A 17078-nucleotide genomic window follows, 5' to 3' on the forward strand; every position below is an offset into this window, starting at 1 on the left:
GAGAATTAAAGACCGCTGTTCTGCAAAGAAAAGCGGTTTTCTTTTTGTCATGATCATCGTGATCGCTGTGAAAGGATGGGAATATCCATGAACTTGAAGCAATATGTTCTGACGGCACTGGCCGTCAGCGCCCTGACGATGCCGTGGGCACCTGGCGTATCGCAGGCCGCTGCTGCCGATGCATCTGCACAGGCCGCAACGGCCAAAACAGCGGCTGCTGTCAGCAGTGCGACGGCAGTCAAAGCCGATACTGCTGCCAAGAGCGATGAAGCTGAGGCGAAGGCGAAGCAGGTGAAGTACAGCCTGAAGTTCAACGCGAAGAACTACACGAAGGAGACGCTGCAGCTCGACGGCAAGGATGTGGCCTTCCGCGCCTACCGCAATGTCGTTTACGTCTCGAAGCCGGCCTCTGTCGCCGCCGAATCCATGAGCATCTTCATCCCTGAGGCGTACTTCCAGAAGGGCGGCACGGTCAATGGCTACACGAAAGAGACTGCGCCAATCTTCCTGCCAAACGGTGTCGGCGGCTACATGCCGGGCGAGATCAAGGAGCCGAGTGCCAACGATCGCATGAGCGGCGGCGCCAATGCCTCGCTCGTCGCGCTCTCGAGGGGCTATGTCGTCGCGGCACCGGCCATCCGCGGCCGCACGACGGTCGGCGATGACGGCAAGACGTACGTCGGCAAGGCGCCGGCGCTCATCGTCGACTACAAGGCGGCCGTGCGCTACCTGCGCTACAACCGTCACCGCCTGCCGGCCGGCAATACGGACAAGATCATCTCGAATGGCACGAGCGCGGGCGGCGCACTCTCCGCATTGCTCGGCGCGACGGGCAACAGCAAGGAGTACGCCGCAGAACTCAAGGCCATCGGCGCGGCCAATGAGCGCGACGACATCTTCGCCTCGATGGACTACTGCCCAATCACGAACCTCGACCATGCCGACATGGCTTACGAGTGGATGTTCAACGGCGTCAATGAGGCACATCAGAGCAGTGCCCAGATGAGCCCGCTGCTGCCGCTGAAGTCCGGCTCCATGCCGGGCACCATCAAGGCCGGTGGGCAGCTCGTGCCGCTCGGCCCGGGGCCCGTTGTGCAGGGCGATGGCGGCATGGTGACGGATCGCCCCGCGAATGCGCCGACAGAGACGAGCGCCGGCACGGAGATGACGCAGGAACAGCGCGTGGCCTCGGATCAGCTCAAGGCACTGTTCCCCGATTACGTCAATAGATTGGGGCTCAAGGACCGTCAGGGACACACCCTGATGCTCAATGAGGATGGCACGGGCAGTTTTGCCGATTACATCAAGTCCATCTACGCTGCCTCGGCGCAGTCGGCTCTCGATGCGGGCGAAGACCTCTCGAGCCTCGACTGGCTGACCATCGAGAACGGTCTCGTCAAGGATGTAGACCTCGCGAAGTACGCGGCCTGGGCGACGCGCCTCAAGGCAGCGCCGGCCTTCGATAAGTTCGACCTGAGTTCCGGTGAGAACGACGAGTTCGGCACGTCGGACAACACGCCGCGCCACTTCACTGGCTTCGCCCTGACGCGCGATAAGAAAATGGGTGCGACCATGGCGACCTGGGACGACATCCGCCGCATGAATCCGCTCTACTTCATCGGCCAGAAGGGCGTCACCGTTGCCCCGCACTGGCGCATCCGCCATGGTGCCAAGGACCGCGACACGTGCCTGGCCATCCCCGCCATCCTGGCCCTGACGCTGCAGAATAACGGCTACGATGTCGACTTCTCCTCGCCGTGGGGCAAAGGACATGCCGGCGATTATGACCTCACCGAGCTCTTTGACTGGGCCGACGGTCTCTGCAAGGCATCAACGAAAAAATAAAGAAGTGTGTGAGCGACGCTCCTGCGCCTGCTCTCTGGGCATCCTTCCGACTGGCAGGATGCCCTTTTTGATTATTAGAAAATAGCAGTAAAGTTGAATGAAATGGGTGTCGTTTCTTACAGCAATGGGATATAGCCTTATGCTATAATAGAGATACGTATCGATACAGGATTGCGTATGGACAATAAGATACAAGCTATATAGGAAATACAGGATAAAAGATAAGAAAGGTGATTCTTACGATGATGACATTGACGCAGATGCGTTACTTCTATGAAGTATGCCAGTGGCAAAATATCACGAAAGCGGCAGAACACCTCCACGTCTCGCAGCCGACGATCAGCGTGGCGATGCAGACGCTCGAGGCAGAAACCGGACTGAACCTGTTCCATCGCGAGGGCCGAAAACTCGTCGTGACGCCGGAGGGCAGTAAGTTACTTGGCAAGGTCAACCACATTTTGCCCCAGATGGACCAGCTTGAGACAGAAATCCAGGACATGGCGCACAATCGCAATCACATCCGCATGGCCCTGCCGCTGCAGATCGGCACGCGCTTCCTGCCGCGCATCCTCGGAGAGTTCCGGCTTGCCCATCCGCAGATCAAGCTCGAGATCATCGAGACGGGCGGCATCAGCGCCCTGCAGATGGTCGAGGATGAGAAGCTCGACATCGCCCTGACGAACTACGCGACCGGCTTCAGCCAGAAGCTCTGCTACCAGAAACTCTATGACTGCGAGTGCTGCTTCGTCACCTATCCCTTCCATCCGCTGGCCAAGCGCAAATCTGTCTCGTTCGCCGACTTTGCCGACGAGGAGCTCGTCATGCTCGACAGCCACTTCTTCATCTATCGCATGGTCCATGACCTCTATACTGCGCACAGCTGCAAGCCGCGCGTCATCCACTTCTCACCGTACCTGCACACCATCAAGAACCTCGTCGAGAGCGGCATTTGCTCAACCTTCCTCGCCCGCCAGGCCGTGCTGCCCGACGAGAATCTCGTCGCCGTTGCCCTCGAAGAGCCCTTCTACATCAACTCTGGTATCGTCACCAAGAAAGGACGCCAGGTCTACGAGGACGAGCAGCAGCTTATCGACTACCTGCAGCAGATCACGAAGGATATGTAGAGATATATAAATATGCATAAGATTCAATAATATACGAAATAAAGAAGTCCCTTCCATCAATGGAGGGGACTTCTTTATTTGCCGAAAATTACCTTTCTTTTCATAATGGAACAGGAGGTAATGCGGATTGTTCTGTAACGGATAATATTTCGCCGTAAAGACTTGTTCTAGAATCGATTTTACGGTATAGTAGGAAGTAGTGATGAAATTAAGGCGGTGCTAACTGATTTCACAGCGGAGTACCGCAATATTTCAAGCCACTTTGCTGAACAGATGACATCATAATTCATGGACGATGAGAGCTGATAAGAGAGATGTGGAGATCTTTCCGGTAGCGTCCATGATCGTTCAGGAATGAACCGTTATTTGCATGTCTCTGTCCGAGATGCGACTGCATGAGAGCAGCGCGTACGAGTTGAATAAATATACAAAACTCGAATCGATTCGACAAAGTTGGCAGGAGCATAGAGAGAAGAACGAAGAGCGAAGAGAAAATGGAGGCATTCTATGAATCGGATTTATCAAGTCATCTGGAGCAGCGTCAAGAGTTGCTACGTCGTCGTATCAGAGAACGCAAGCCGTCACGGTAAGAAGAAAGCTGCGCATCTGGCACCGTCGACAACTAAGCGCACCATGCTGGCCATGAGCCTAGGGGCAGCCGTGCTGATGGGCTCGGGCTCTGCAACAGAGGCGGCTGCTACAGGAGAACATGCTACCATCAGCGGTGGTGACAATGGGACTGCCTCGGGAAAGTATTCCAGCATCAGCGGTGGCAAGGATAATGTAGCTGCTGGGGAAAATTCCAGCATCAGCGGTGGCTCGACCAACAAAGCTTCGGGGATAAATTCCAGTGTCAGCGGTGGTGGCGACAATGAAGCGATTGGTGAAGAGGCCAGTGTCAGCGGCGGTTCTCAAGGAAAGGCTACTGGCAAACGTTCGAGCGTTACCGGTGGTGGACAGAACCAAGCGGCCGGTGACTTTTCTACCGTTAATGGCGGTACCGGCAATAAAGCGTTTGGTTACGGATCATCCATCATTGGTGGTAGTGGCAATGTAGTCGGCAAAATGGCTGTAGACGAGAACGGAAACCCAAAGTTTAAAGACAGCAATGGCAATGATGTTGTTGGAACGATAACAATGGACAAAGAGAGGAATCCTATTCTCGTAGACAGTAAAGGCAATGTTATCAAGGATGCTCATCAGTATCCAGATCCTTCATCTCCTTTTGCAGCTTCAGTTGCCGTAGCAATTGGTGGTTATTCATCCTCTGTACAGGGAAGCTATTCCGTCGGTATTGCTGGCGGCAGCACGAGCGCATCGGCCTCCAGCGGCTTAGCAGCTGGCAGACAGGCCACGGTCACGATGGCGAATGGTGTTGCTATCGGCTACGAGTCTACGGCTTCTGTCATCAATTCGTCTCGTGCAGCGGATAAAGAAGGGCGCATTGTATCCTTTGGTCATCAGGCGGGAGATGTTTATTATACGGTAGACTATCAAAACCACACCGTCACCGAGAATCAATATGACTCTGCCGCCTACAACCGTCTCGTCAATGTCGCTGATGGTATCGACGACCACGACGTCGTCGTTATGGAGCAGCTCAAGAACGCCAAAGCGGAGGCTGTGGCAGAGGCCAAGACGAATATCAAGGTCAAGGGCGATGAGTTCAATGTCCATGCTGCTGAAAGCACGGATGCCAAGGGCGTACAGACTACGACCATCAGCCTGATGCCCAAGGTCACGTTGAAGAACAGCACGGACACCACCGGTGCCAAGCAGGTGGTGCTGGACGGCACGGCGGGGACGATTTCTGCCGGCCTCAGCACGGACACGAAGAATTTTGTTTCCCTAGACGGGACAAAAGGCCTTGCCAAGGTGGGAGGAATCCAGATCGGCAATCAGTCCTTTACCTATGATTATATGAAGCCGGTCAGCCTCAATGACGATGGGGCCACCCTCAAGCTGGAATCCACCCGGGCGAGTGCATCGGGGAACTTTGTGACGGGCCTTTCCAACCGCACCTGGACGCCGGGCAATTATATGACCGGCCGTGCGGCAACAGAAGACCAGCTGGAACAGGCGGGCCGCCACTTCCTGAGCATCAAGACGGCCAATAAAGATGATGATGGCAATCCGATAACGCCGGTTGCGGAAAACAGCTTGGCCAACTACTACAACGATGGTGCCACGGGCTCGGCTTCCATGGCCTTTGGCGTGGGCACCACGGCAAAAGGAGACCATTCTCTGTCCATGGGCGTCAGGAGCTCTGCTTCCGGTTTGAATTCTCTGGCCATCGGCTACGATAACACGGCTTCCGGCACCCAGTCCGTGGCAGTGGGCAACGGCACCAATGCCAGCGGCAATTACTCCGTTGCCATGGGCCTGGGCTCTCAGGCAGGTACTCAAAATACAGATCCGGAATCCACGGACAATGGCGCTGCCGTAGCCGTTGGCTTTGAGTCCTCTGCAGAACAGACTGGTTCGGCTGCTTATGGCTATATGGCTTCGGCGAATAACTTTGAATCCTCGGCGTTTGGTACCAGTGCTACTGCAAATGCAGATGGCAGTGTAGCTTTGGGCGCTCATTCAGTAGCGAATCGAGACAAAGGCATCTCTGGGTATCTGGCACCGACGTCTATGACTCCGGATAATGCAGCTATTTGGATTTCTACGGATGGTGCAGTATCTCTTGGCGGTAAAACGAAGAATGCTGCCGGCCAGGATGTCACTATTTCCCGCCAGATCACCAACCTGGCCGCTGGTTCTGAGGATTCCGATGCCGTCAATGTGGCTCAGCTCAAGGCCTTGGCAAGCCAGGGCATGAACTTCCAGGGCAATGACACGAATACCTCTGTCCACCTCGACCAGGGCGGCACCCTCCAGATCCAGGGCAGCGGCCGCAAGGAGGACACGGAATACTCCACCCAGAATGTCAAGGTCCTGACGGATACGGCGAATAAGCGTCTTTCCATCGCTCTGGACAAGAACCCCACCTTTGATTCTGTCACGGCCGGTACGGAAAACAGCACTTCCGGCGGCGGACAGACCGGCTCCCTCAAAATCGTAGGGGCCAATAGCAGCAGTACCAACAAAGCCACCACCATCACCGCAGGCTATGCCGCATCTCCGGAACTTTCCGGTGCCAAGGGCACGGGCCGCATCAGCTATACCGATGGAGACGGCACGGCGCATACCGTAGCAACCCTCGGCGATGGCCTCAAGCTGGCTGGCGATACGGGAACGGGCAGCGTGGCTCTGGACAATACGCTCACCGTTTCCGGCGGTGCTACGAATCTGGCCAATGGCAATAATATCGGCGTCACCGCCAATGGCTCCACCCTTTCGCTGAAGCTGGCCAAGGACATCACCGGTCTTGACACCGTGACTGCCGGCGGCGTCAAGATGGGCACCCAATCCGATGGCAATGATACCACCAAGAGCGGGAAGTACGTCACCGGCCTCGACAATACCACCTGGACCGTAGGGCAGACCCAGCCTGTCACCGGCCGTGCTGCTACAGAAGACCAGCTCAAGAGCGTGTCCGATGTGGTCAATACGAACCGGACCAATATTGCCAACAATACCGAAGCCATCGCCAAAGGCCTCAATTTCTCGGCCAGCAACAAGGTAGATGGTACCTATAAGACGGTCAAAAAGAATCTGGGCGATACGGTGGCAGTTCGCGCCAGCGATGTCAAGGATGGCCATACCTACAATACGGACAACCTGACCACAGAAATCGATGACAACGGCATCATCACCGTGAAGATGGATACCCAGCTCACGGCGGACAAGGTGACTGTGGGAACAGGCGATAATGCCATCACCATCGATGGTTTCGACGGCAGCATGAAGACCGGTTCTTCCACCTTGAACGGTACAGGCCTGACCATTAATAATGGTCCCAGTGTCACCACCAGCGGCATCAGCGGCGGCAGTAAGCAGATCACTGAGGTCAAGAGTGGTGCATCCGGCATGGATGATTCCAATAACCCGATATATGGAACGGACACCAATGCCGCCAATATCGGCGATGTCAAGAATATCGCCGCCAAGACCGTGACCGTCAGCGGAGACAATAAGAATACGAAGGTGGTAGGAACGCCGAATACCACAGATGGAACGGTGGACTACAAGGTTTCCTTGAACGATACTGTGACCCTGGGCAGCGATGCCGGAACACAGGTTTCCTTGAATGGCAAGACCGGTGTCATTAAGGCTGGCAATCAGGCGACTATCGACGGCAGTGCAGGAACGGCTTCCATTGGCAATCTCTCCTTGGGGACTGTTGCAGCGAATACCCTGACCTTAAAGGATAAAGATGGCAGAGACACCCCCCAGAAGGCAGATGCAGGAACGTATGCAACGGGCTTGACCAATACGACTTGGGACGTCGCCAACCCGTCTTATGTCAGCGGTAGAGCTGCGACGGAAGACGAACTCCTGACTGTATCCAATACCGTCAACTCCGGCTGGAAGGCCCAGATTAACGGCACCGATGTCAAGACTGTCACACCTACCGATAACACCTTGAACTTTGTGGCAGGGGATAATATTTCTCTTTCCAGCGGCAATGATATCAAGGATATCAAGATTGCCACTACACCGGATGTCAACTTTACAACGGTCCGCGTCGGTGGTACCAATACTAGCGGCACTTATACAGGCGGCATTTTCCTGGGAAATCAGGCTGGCGGTGGTGCTAATGGCAGTGCTGATTCCCCGATTATGAGTATTACAGGACTTAAAAATACAGCCTGGGTGAAGGGCAACTTTATGTCCGGCCGTGCGGCTACAGAAGATCAGCTGAACGTAGTAGCCCAGCAGATTATAGGCGAAGTCAACGCTGCTGATATTTATGTAGAGAGCGGATCTGTCTCTTATGATACAAAGGGCGATGGAACCGGTACATTGCAGCGTTCTAATAAGACCACAGGCAATCTGACTGGCCTCCATGATTACTATGTAACCGGTGGCAGTGTCAGCACCGATGGTAAAACCCTGAATCTGACGAAAAATGGCGGTGATGCCATTCCGGGTATTGATATGACCAATGTGCTGAATCAGGACAGCCATCTGGTGGCCGCCGACAGTGGTGAATACACGGTAGGCAGCGATGGCAAGGTAACGCTGAAGGTGAAAAATAACGTAGCGGGAAGCACTCCTACGGATGTGGTGATTTCTGGTATTGCCAGCAATGCGGCTCTGCAGAAGGGCTTGAATTTTGAAGCCAATGGAGCAGAGAAGGAGGGCGGAAGTGCTGCCTACAATGCTCCGCTGGGGGATAAAATCAGTGTATTGGGCGGTGCGGCAAAGGATAAGCACACCTACAATACAGATAACATCACCACTACTATGAATAATGGCACCATCACGGTGAAGTTGGACAATGACCTGACGGCTCACAGCCTGACGGCAGGGTCCAGTACTGTTGATGGTAGAGTGAGGGTAACTGGCGCTAAAGGTGCCTATGTTGAGATGGATGGCAGTGACGGTTCCATTCATTTGGGCAACAACGGTGGCCGTTATTCCGCACTGTATCAGAACTATGGCGGCACGGGCTTCTTGACGGCTGAAACATCTCCGCGTTTGGAATATGCGGTAGACAATGCCCCGAACACGCGTCACACCATTGCCACCCTGGACGATGGCATGAAGTTTGCCGGTGATGATGCCAAGGCAGATTCGTCTAAGACTGTCAGCACAACCCTCAACAGCACTTTGAAGATCACTGGAGGTGCTGCTGCCGGCAATTTGACGGACGGCAATATCGGTGTGGTGAAGAACGATGCTGGCGATGGCCTGATAATCAAGCTGAATAAGGACCTCACCAATATGGGCACCATCAGCTTTGCACCCACTGCAGGGACTACGGGCAGTGGCATCAAGATTGGCTCCCAGACTATTGCCAACAACGGCACCAGCCCTAATGCTGCTGCCGGTGACTACGTTACCGGCCTGACCAACACCAAATGGTCGAAAGACGGCATCGTCAGCGGCCGGGCAGCTACAGAAGACCAGCTCCAGCAGGTGGCCAATGCCATTGTCAATGGCAAGGAAACGGGTGGCGGCTTTGGTATCAGCGACAATGCAGGCAATGTGGTGAAGCAGGATCTGGGCGGCGCCATCCAGCTGAAGGCGGCAGACAGCAATCTGACCACTACGGCAGATACCACTGGCAAAGCCATTACCTTTGGCTTGAGCAAGGAACTGAAAGACATGACCAGTGCTACTTTCAAGGATGCGACGACTGGTGCTATGACCGTAATTGACGGCAAGGGCATTGCCATTACGCCCCAGAACGGCAGCACAAATGGCCAAGTAAAGCTGACCACCGATGGACTGTCCAATGGCGGTAAGCAGATTACCAATGTACAGAGCGGACTCTATGATACGGCACAGAATAAGCCGGTGGATATCTCTACCATTACGGCAGACAGCTCCATGCTGCAAAATGGGGCCACTATCGGCGATTTGCAGACCGTCAGAAATGGTTTGAAAACAGAACTGACAAACAAGGGCCTGGACTTCAAGGGCAATGACGCTACCACTACTGTCCATAGAAATCTGGGCGACACCCTGACCATCCAGGGAACCGGCGCGGATGGCCGTGAATACGACGGCGGCGCCAATGTGCAGGTCAAGGCAGATAAGAATGCCAATACGCTGACGGTCCAGCTGGATCGCGACCTCAATGCCCATACCCTGACGTTGGGCAAAGCTTCTAATGGAACCGAAAAAGGGGAAGCAGGGACGCTGATCCTCAACGGGAAAAACAAGGATAATGGGATGAGCCCGGTATCCATCGGTGTCACCTATCGGGGAAATCAGAACAATGAAGCCATGAAGACGGCCATGTCTCGGATTACCTATAAAGGTGGCAATGGAAATGACCACACCGTGGCCACCCTGGAAGACGGCCTGCAGTTGTCCGGTGATAATGGCGAAGCCCTCAATACCACCCTGGACAAGAAGGTGACCATCAAGGGCGGCGCGAAGGACAAGCTGGTGGACAACACCACGGATCCCACGAAGAACAATAACATCGGTGTCGTTGCCAGCCAGGATGATGACGGCAATACCACCCTTTCCTTGCAGCTGGCCAAGGATCTCACCGGTCTCAATACGGTGACGGCCGGCTCAGTGGTCATGGGCAATCAGAATGTCATCAGTGTAGGAAAAGCTTCGGGACAGGGCAACTTCATCACTGGTCTTGATAACAAGACATGGGATGGGACCGACTATGTCTCCGGCCGGGCGGCGACAGAAGATCAGCTGAAGACAGTCAGCGATTCCATCAAGACTTCTGTAAACAATGCCCAGTTTGGGATTACCGCCGGCGGCCTGGCTGATGGCGGCGATGTGACGGTCAAGAAGAATCTCGGTGAATCCATCCGCATCTATGGCGATGCTCCGGTAACCAACGAGAAAAACGATGGCTCCGGGGATTTCTGGGATCGCAGCAAGGCCAACATCCTCACCAAGGTGAAGAAAGACCATGATGGAAATGATTACGTTTCCGTAGAACTCCAGGATCATCTGGAAGTCGGTGTCCATGGGGGTGCCGATGACAAAGGTACAGATGGCAGCATGCAGTTCAAGGGCAAGTCCGCCAAAGAGGTGAACATCACCGGCGATACGGGTGTTATCCTGAGCGACGGCGATGGCCAAGCCAGGACGCAGACAGCGGCTCTTCGCCAGAACAATGGTACAGGCTATCTGGACCTCGCCGGTTCTGAGGGCGCGTTTACCAGCCTGTTTACGAAGAAAGGCACACAGAATCTGTCTCAGGAGGATGCCAAGAAGTCTGATACACGCTTGACCTATACGACGGATAAGAGCAGCAAGACTGAGCATCAGGTGGCTACGCTGGACGATGGTCTCGTCATCGCTGGCGACAATGGACAGGTGACGCGCCTTCTGAACAGCACGCTGAAGTTGTCCGGTGGTGAGACGGATGAAGCCAAACTTTCCAGTGGCAAGAATATTGGTGTTGTCGCCAATAAGGATAACGATGGCCTTGATATCAAGCTGGCCAAAGACCTGACGGATATCGACAGCATCAATATGACGGGCGGCCTCAAGCTCAACAGCACCAATGGCTCGTCGACGATCACTGGCCTGACGAATACGAGCGTCGATCTGCCTGACTTTGGCAAAGCTGGCCGGGCTGCTACAGAAGAACAGCTGGAGCAGGTGAAGGGCAGCATCACCGACACTGCAAAGGGCGGCGGTTTTGGCCTGGCCGATGACAAGGGGAATGCCGTAAAGGCAGACCTTGGAAGCAACATCGGCATTCACGGGGACAGTAATATCACGACGGCTGTTTCTGAAGATGGCAAATCGCTCAACATCGGCCTGAAGAAGGATGTTGACCTCGGTGATGCTGGCTCCATCAAGGCCGGCGGCGTCACAATCGACAAAAACGGCATTGACGCTGGTGGCAAGAACATCACCAACGTCAAGAGTGGTATCGTCAAGGGCGATGACAGCGACAACGGCAATGCTGCCAACATCGGCGATGTGAAACATATCGTCGATGGCAAGATTGGCGATGTCAACGGTAAGATCGACAACATCACGAAGGATGTCTCGAACATCAAGACGGATGTATCGACGATCAAACAGACGAAGCGCACATATCAGGGCGATGACGGCAAGGTCGTTAATGTCGACTTTGGCGGTGCACTGAGCCTGACGGGCGGCGCTACGGAAGTCGCGGAGGATAAGAACATCGGCGTCGTCAAGAATGGCGGAAATGGCCTGTCCCTGCGCCTGGCGAAGAATCTTGGCGGCCTTGAGAGTGTCACGACGGGTAAGACTACGATGGATGACAGCGGCCTGACCATTGCGGGCAGCGATGGCAAGGCTAGCACCACGGTCACGAATAGCGGCATCAAGATTGCCTCTAGCGGCGATGATACGCATGCGGTGGAAATCAGCAATAGCAATGTCTCAATGGGTGGTCAGCAGATTCATGATGTGGCTCCTGGCGCGGCGGACGGCGATGCAGTCAATGTCTCGCAGCTCAAGAAGAGTGTTGGGGCGCTCGGTGGGGCCATCAATCAGGTGGACCGCCGCGTGGATCGCGTCGGCGCTGGTGCGGCAGCTCTGGCGGCCCTGCATCCGCAGGATTTCGACCCGGATGACAAGTGGGACTTCGCTGTGGGCTACGGCAATTACCGCGGCGCGAATGCGGCGGCTGTCGGTGCGTTCTACAAGCCGAATGAGGATACGACATTCTCGGTCGGCGGCACGGTCGGTGGCGGCGAGAACATGGTCAATGCGGGCATCAGCTTCAAGTTTGGCCAGGGCAACCACGTCTCGAACAGCCGTGTGGCCATGGCCAAGGAAATCAAGGACCTGCGCAAAGAGGTCGAGAGCCTGCGCAGTGCGCTTGTCGATGTAGCAGCTGGCAAGCAGCTTGACCCGGCGAAGACGAAGCTCTTCCCGGATATGCCCAAAAACCACTGGGCTTACAAGGAAATCTCGGAGCTCGCAGGCAATGGACTGCTCGACGGGTATCCGGATGGTGAGTTCAAGGGCGACCGCATGATGACGCGTTACGAATTCGCGACGATTGTCTACCGCCAAATGATGGCGGGCAGGGAGCTCAGTGACCGCCTTGTACAGGAATTCGAGCCAGAGCTCGAGCGCATCCGCATCGATGTCGTCGCGCGCCACAAGGACGGCACGCCGTCAATCGAGCGCGTCCGCGTCAACAAGCCTGCTGATGCGAACCGCAAGTAAAGCGCAAACAAGATAAAAATAAAAACCGGAAGGTTTCTCGGATGAGAGACCTTCCGGTTTTTGCTATATGCGATTATTTGGCGTTCTTCTTTGCGAGGAAATCCCTGAGAATCTGGCGCTTGGCAATCTTGCCGGTCGAGGTGCGCGGCAGGGACTGGAGTTCGTGGAACTCGCGCGGAATCTTGTAGAGCGCGAGGTTGGCCTGCAGGAATTTCTTGAGCTCGCGGATGTTGATGGAGGCACCCTCGTGCAGGCTGTAGAAGCAGGCGCCGGCCTGGCCGCGCAGCTTGTCGTCGATGCCGACGACGGCGGCTTCGCTGATGCCCGGGAACTGATAGATGAGCTCTTCGACTTCGCGCGGGTAGATGTTCTCGCCCATGCTGATAATCATGTCCTTGAGGCGGTCGACAATGTAGATGTAACCCTCTTCGTCGGCGCGGGCGACGTCGCCCGTGTGGAGCCAGCCGCCGCGCAGCGCGTTCTTCGTCGCGTCGGGCAGGTTCCAGTAGCCGAGCATGATGTTGTCGCCCTTGACGATGAACTCGCCGGCCTCGCCTTTGGGGACTTCCTTGCCGTCGGCGTCAATGAGCTTCCAGGCGATGCCCGGCACGACGGGGCCGCAGGAGCCGACTTTCGGCTTCTCGGGCGGGTTCATCGTGACGACTGGCGAGGTCTCGGAAAGGCCGTAGCCCTCGCAAATGTCGACGCCGAACTTGTTCATGAAGTCCTGCTCGATCTGCAGCGGCAGTGTCGTGCCGCCCGAGACGACGAGGCGCAAGGAGGCCATGTCTTCCTTGCTCGCGAGCTTCGTCAACAGGCTGCAGATTGACGGCACGATGTAGAGGTCGTTGATTTTCTCCTCGCGGATGACGCTGATGGTCTCTTTTGGTGTGAAGGAGTCGAGGATGACGACTTCGGCGCCGCAGTAGAGCGGGTAGAGCACGGAACAGGTCCAGCCGAAGCAGTGGTACATCGGCAGCACGCAGAGCACGTGATGTTCGGCCTTGCAGCCCATGATGCTCATCTGATCGGCGTTCGTGATGAGGTTGCGGTGCGAGAGGACGGCGCCCTTCGGCGAGCCCGTCGTGCCGGACGTGTAGATGATGACGCAGGGGTTCTGCTCATCGAAGGTCGGTGGCAGGGTCGGAGCAGCCGGCAGACTCTCGTCTTTCTTGCCCATCTGGCGGATGTCGTGCTGTGTCACGCGCATGTCGCAGCGCAGGGTGGAGAGCGCGTCGACGAGGTTCAGCGGCTGGTATGTCAGGATGTGGCGCGAGCCGGAGTCCTTGATGATGTAGGCAATCTCACGGCTGCTGAGCTGGAAATTGATCGGCACGGCGATGGCGCCGAGCGAGACGATGGCCATGTAGGCGTAGACGTAGTCCGCACTGTTGCGGGAGAAGATGCTGACGCGGTCGCCGACGCGCACACCGGCGGCGTAGAGGCGGTCACGGCAGGCGGCGACGTGCTGCTGCAGCTCGCGGTAGGTGATGCGGCGCTCGTGATCGACGATGGCGAGGGAGTCTGGCTTCCCCTGATAGATCAGTTCATGTACAAACATTCTATACCCTATTCCTTCCTGAGAGCCTTAAGACCGCAAGTGCGGAGAGGCCCTCATCGCACAGGACAATTCCTCTTTATTATAGCCCTAATTTTATACCAGGTCATAAACTTTGTCAAAGCATAATGTTGCCAGCTCGTGATTTCAGTCTTCTTCCTCGTCGTGCGGGTGTGCGAGAGCGCTGTGCTGGTAGCTGTAGCCGAAGTAGACGAGGCAGCCGAACGTACACCAGACGATGAAGCGGACCCAGGTCTCCCAGGGCAGGTGATACATGAGGTAGCCGCAGGTCAGGACGGCGAGCGGCGCGATGAGCCAGACGAACGGGCAGCGGAAGGTGCGCGGCACCTCCGGCTTCGTGATGCGCAGGACGAGAACGCCGATGGCGGCAATCAGGAAGGCCGAGAGCGTGCCGATATTGGCCATCTCGGCGATGATGCCAATGGGGACGAAGCCCGCGATGATCGAGACGAAGATGCCGCCCATGACGGTGACGATGTACGGCGTGTGGTAGCGCTTGTGAATCTTGCAGACGCGGGCCGGGACCATGCCGTCACGGCTCATCGCGAAGAAGATGCGGGCCTGACCGTAGAGCAGCACGAGCAGGACCGTCGTGATGCCGGCGATGGCGCCGACGCCGACGAGAGCTGAGCCGAGGTTATAGCCGATGTAGCGCAGGGCAAAGGCCACTGGCTCCGGGTTGTTGAGTTCGGTGTAGGGCACGATGCCCGTCAGCACGCCGGCGACGACGACGTAGAGGGCCGTGCAGATGACGAGCGAGCCGATGATGCCGATCGGCAGGTCATGCGAGGGGTTCTTGCACTCCTCGGCGCTCGTCGCGACGGCATCGAAGCCGATGTAGGCAAAGAAGACGATGGCGGCGCCGCCAAAGATGCCCGAGACGCCGAATGGCATGAAGGGCTCCCAGTTCATCGTGTCGACGTGCGGGATGGCCAGCAGCAGGAAGATGGCGATGGCCGTGAGTTTGACACCGACGAGGATGCGGTTGAGCTTCGTGCTCTCCTGCGTGCCGCGAATCAGGAGGACGGAGAGCAGGAGCGTGATGAAGATGGCGGGGATGTTGATGATGCCGCCGTCTGCTGGCACATGCGTGAGTGCATGGCCCGGGTCGATGCCGGCCGAGAGCAGCAGGCCCGTGACGTAGCCGGACCAGCCCGAGGCGACGGCGCTCGCGGTGACGGTGTACTCGAGGATGAGGTTCCAGCCGACGATGAAGGCGATGAACTCGCCGAGCGAGGCGTAGGTGTAGGTGTAGGCGCTGCCCGACGCCGGCACGATGGAGGAGAATTCCGCGTAGGCGAGGCCCGCGAGCGCGCAGGCGAGTCCGGAGATCATGAAGGAGACCGTGACGGCCGGGCCCGCGTACTTCGCGGCAGCGACGCCCGTCAGGACGAAGATGCCGGTGCCGATGACACAGCCGATGCCGAGCAGGATGAGGTCAAAGGCGCCGAGCGTCTTGGCCATGCCCGATTGGGCAGCCGTCTCACGCATCTGCTCGATGCTTTTTGTGCGGAATAAGTTCATAAGTTACCATTCCCTTTTCTTTTTCTTCCTTAAGATTTACAACTTTACTAAACTCTATTATTATAAGTAAGGAAAAAGCCTCCGTCAATACGACAGAGGCTCTCTGCAGCAAAATATATCGGGAAGTGGGCGTCAGGCGCGGATCCACTCCTTGAATTTCTCCGGCGAGCTGTTGATGACGAGCTCTTCCGGGAAATCGGCCTCACGGATGACCTCTTCCGAGAGTGCGTGGTTGCCGACATCGAGGTCGATGTGTGCATCGCTGCCCATGATGACGTGCGTGCCGTACTTCTTGCAGGCCTGCAGCATCTTCTTGGCGAGGTCGCGCGAGCCGGTGCGGCTGCCGCCCGGGCGGTAGGAGCTGTTGTTGCACTCGAGCAGGACGTGGCGCTCTGCAGCGGCCTTGGCAATCTGGTCGAAGTCAACTGGGAAGACCGGGTTGTCCGGATGGCCGATGATCTTGACCTGTGGAATCCACATGGCGCTCATGATGGCTGTCGTGTTGTCGAGTGCCGTGCCCGGATTGATGCAAGGGTCGTGCAGGCTTGCGATGGCGTAGTCGACGGAGCGCAGGCCCTTCTCTTCGAGGTCGACCTTGCCCGTCGTGTTCAGGATGTTGAGTTCCACACCCATGAGGAGCTCAACGCCGGCTTCATCGCCGTAGACCTTGCGGTCGAAGATGCGCAGGTTCTCGAAGTAGAAGCGGTGCGTCGAGCCCGGCATGGCCGGTGCATGGTCAGCGATGCCGACGAGTGCGAGGCCCTTCTTGCTGCCCGCCGCAATCATCTCGCGAATCGTGTTGTAGGCATGGCCACTGGCCAGCGTGTGCATGTGGACGTCGAGTAAGTCTTTCATAATAAAACCCCCCAAAACAGTTGATGTATCCTATCGACTATTATACCACGGATGGAGGGAGTCAAAAATTTTTTCAAGAAATTTGAATTTCCCTGTTGACATTTCTGGGGGACTCCTTTATAATAAATCTTGTCGTTAAGACATGGGGTTATAGCTCAGTTGGTTAGAGTGTCTCGTTGACATCGAGGAGGTCACAGATTCGAATTCTGTTAACCCCACCATTTAGAAAGATGAGGTTTCGTCGAACGGCGAAACCTTTTTTGTTTGCTCGCTTAGCTCAGTTGGCTAGAGCATCTCCGTCACATGGAGGGGGTCGGGGGTTCGAATCCCTCAGCGAGCACCATATGGATAGTTCAAGCCGTGCGCATTGCGCACGGCTTTTATTTTTATCAAAATGGATA

At 56.2% G+C, this 17078-nt stretch carries 6 protein-coding genes and 2 tRNA genes; 5 read left to right on the forward strand and 3 right to left on the reverse strand.

Annotated features, from left to right (window positions below; translation table 11 throughout):
• Positions 1–87 precede the first annotated feature (87 nt).
• The 3 genes from MITSMUL_RS11120 to MITSMUL_RS11130 all read left to right on the forward strand — a co-directional run bounded on the left by MITSMUL_RS11120 (position 88) and on the right by MITSMUL_RS11130 (position 12719).
• The gene (locus tag MITSMUL_RS11120) at positions 88–1845 is read left to right on the forward strand and encodes a subtype B tannase (protein WP_071599958.1); all 1758 of its coding nucleotides are present in this window, start codon (positions 88–90) and stop codon (positions 1843–1845) included.
• A 245-nt stretch (positions 1846–2090) separates the two neighbouring features.
• Positions 2091–2969 carry a LysR family transcriptional regulator gene (locus tag MITSMUL_RS11125; RefSeq protein WP_040636454.1) on the forward strand — a complete coding sequence of 293 codons (879 nt, stop codon included), beginning with the start codon at positions 2091–2093 and terminating at the stop codon, positions 2967–2969.
• Between the two features lie 507 nt (positions 2970–3476).
• A complete protein-coding gene (locus MITSMUL_RS11130; protein ID WP_005842769.1) occupies positions 3477–12719 on the forward strand; it encodes an ESPR-type extended signal peptide-containing protein in 9243 nt (3080 codons plus the stop codon).
• Between the two features lie 73 nt (positions 12720–12792).
• Here MITSMUL_RS11130 and MITSMUL_RS11135 read toward each other — a convergent pair whose 3' ends face one another.
• The 3 genes from MITSMUL_RS11135 to MITSMUL_RS11145 all read right to left on the reverse strand — a co-directional run bounded on the left by MITSMUL_RS11135 (position 12793) and on the right by MITSMUL_RS11145 (position 16677).
• Positions 12793–14280, reverse strand: coding sequence for a class I adenylate-forming enzyme family protein (locus MITSMUL_RS11135; RefSeq protein ID WP_005842771.1), 1488 nt, complete (start codon positions 14278–14280; stop codon positions 12793–12795).
• 144 nt (positions 14281–14424) lie between these two features.
• Complete coding sequence (locus MITSMUL_RS11140) at positions 14425–15822, reverse strand: amino acid permease (protein WP_005842773.1); 1398 nt, start codon at positions 15820–15822, stop codon at positions 14425–14427.
• Between the two features lie 132 nt (positions 15823–15954).
• A complete protein-coding gene (locus tag MITSMUL_RS11145) occupies positions 15955–16677 on the reverse strand; it encodes a phosphatase (protein WP_005842776.1) in 723 nt (240 codons plus the stop codon).
• A gap of 144 nt (positions 16678–16821) precedes the next feature.
• Here MITSMUL_RS11145 and MITSMUL_RS11150 point away from each other — a divergent pair.
• Both MITSMUL_RS11150 and MITSMUL_RS11155 read left to right on the forward strand, forming a co-directional pair.
• Positions 16822–16898 (forward strand) — tRNA-Val (locus MITSMUL_RS11150).
• A 45-nt stretch (positions 16899–16943) separates the two neighbouring features.
• Positions 16944–17020: transfer RNA gene (locus tag MITSMUL_RS11155), tRNA-Val, on the forward strand.
• Positions 17021–17078: the final 58 nt, after the last annotated feature.

The sequence above is a fragment of the Mitsuokella multacida DSM 20544 genome, assembly GCF_000155955.1.
In the GTDB taxonomy this organism is placed as follows: domain Bacteria; phylum Bacillota; class Negativicutes; order Selenomonadales; family Selenomonadaceae; genus Mitsuokella; species Mitsuokella multacida.

Excerpts from the sequence above, each read along its gene's own strand:
- MITSMUL_RS11130 (WP_005842769.1), top strand. The coding sequence starts at position 3,477 with ATGAATCGGATTTATCAAGTCATCTGGAGCAGCGTCAAGAGTTGCTAC.
- MITSMUL_RS11135 (WP_005842771.1), bottom strand. The coding sequence starts at position 14,280 with ATGTTTGTACATGAACTGATCTATCAGGGGAAGCCAGACTCCCTCGCC.
- MITSMUL_RS11145 (WP_005842776.1), bottom strand. The coding sequence starts at position 16,677 with ATGAAAGACTTACTCGACGTCCACATGCACACGCTGGCCAGTGGCCAT.
- MITSMUL_RS11140 (WP_005842773.1), bottom strand. The coding sequence starts at position 15,822 with ATGAACTTATTCCGCACAAAAAGCATCGAGCAGATGCGTGAGACGGCT.
- MITSMUL_RS11125 (WP_040636454.1), top strand. The coding sequence starts at position 2,091 with ATGACATTGACGCAGATGCGTTACTTCTATGAAGTATGCCAGTGGCAA.
- MITSMUL_RS11120 (WP_071599958.1), top strand. The coding sequence starts at position 88 with ATGAACTTGAAGCAATATGTTCTGACGGCACTGGCCGTCAGCGCCCTG.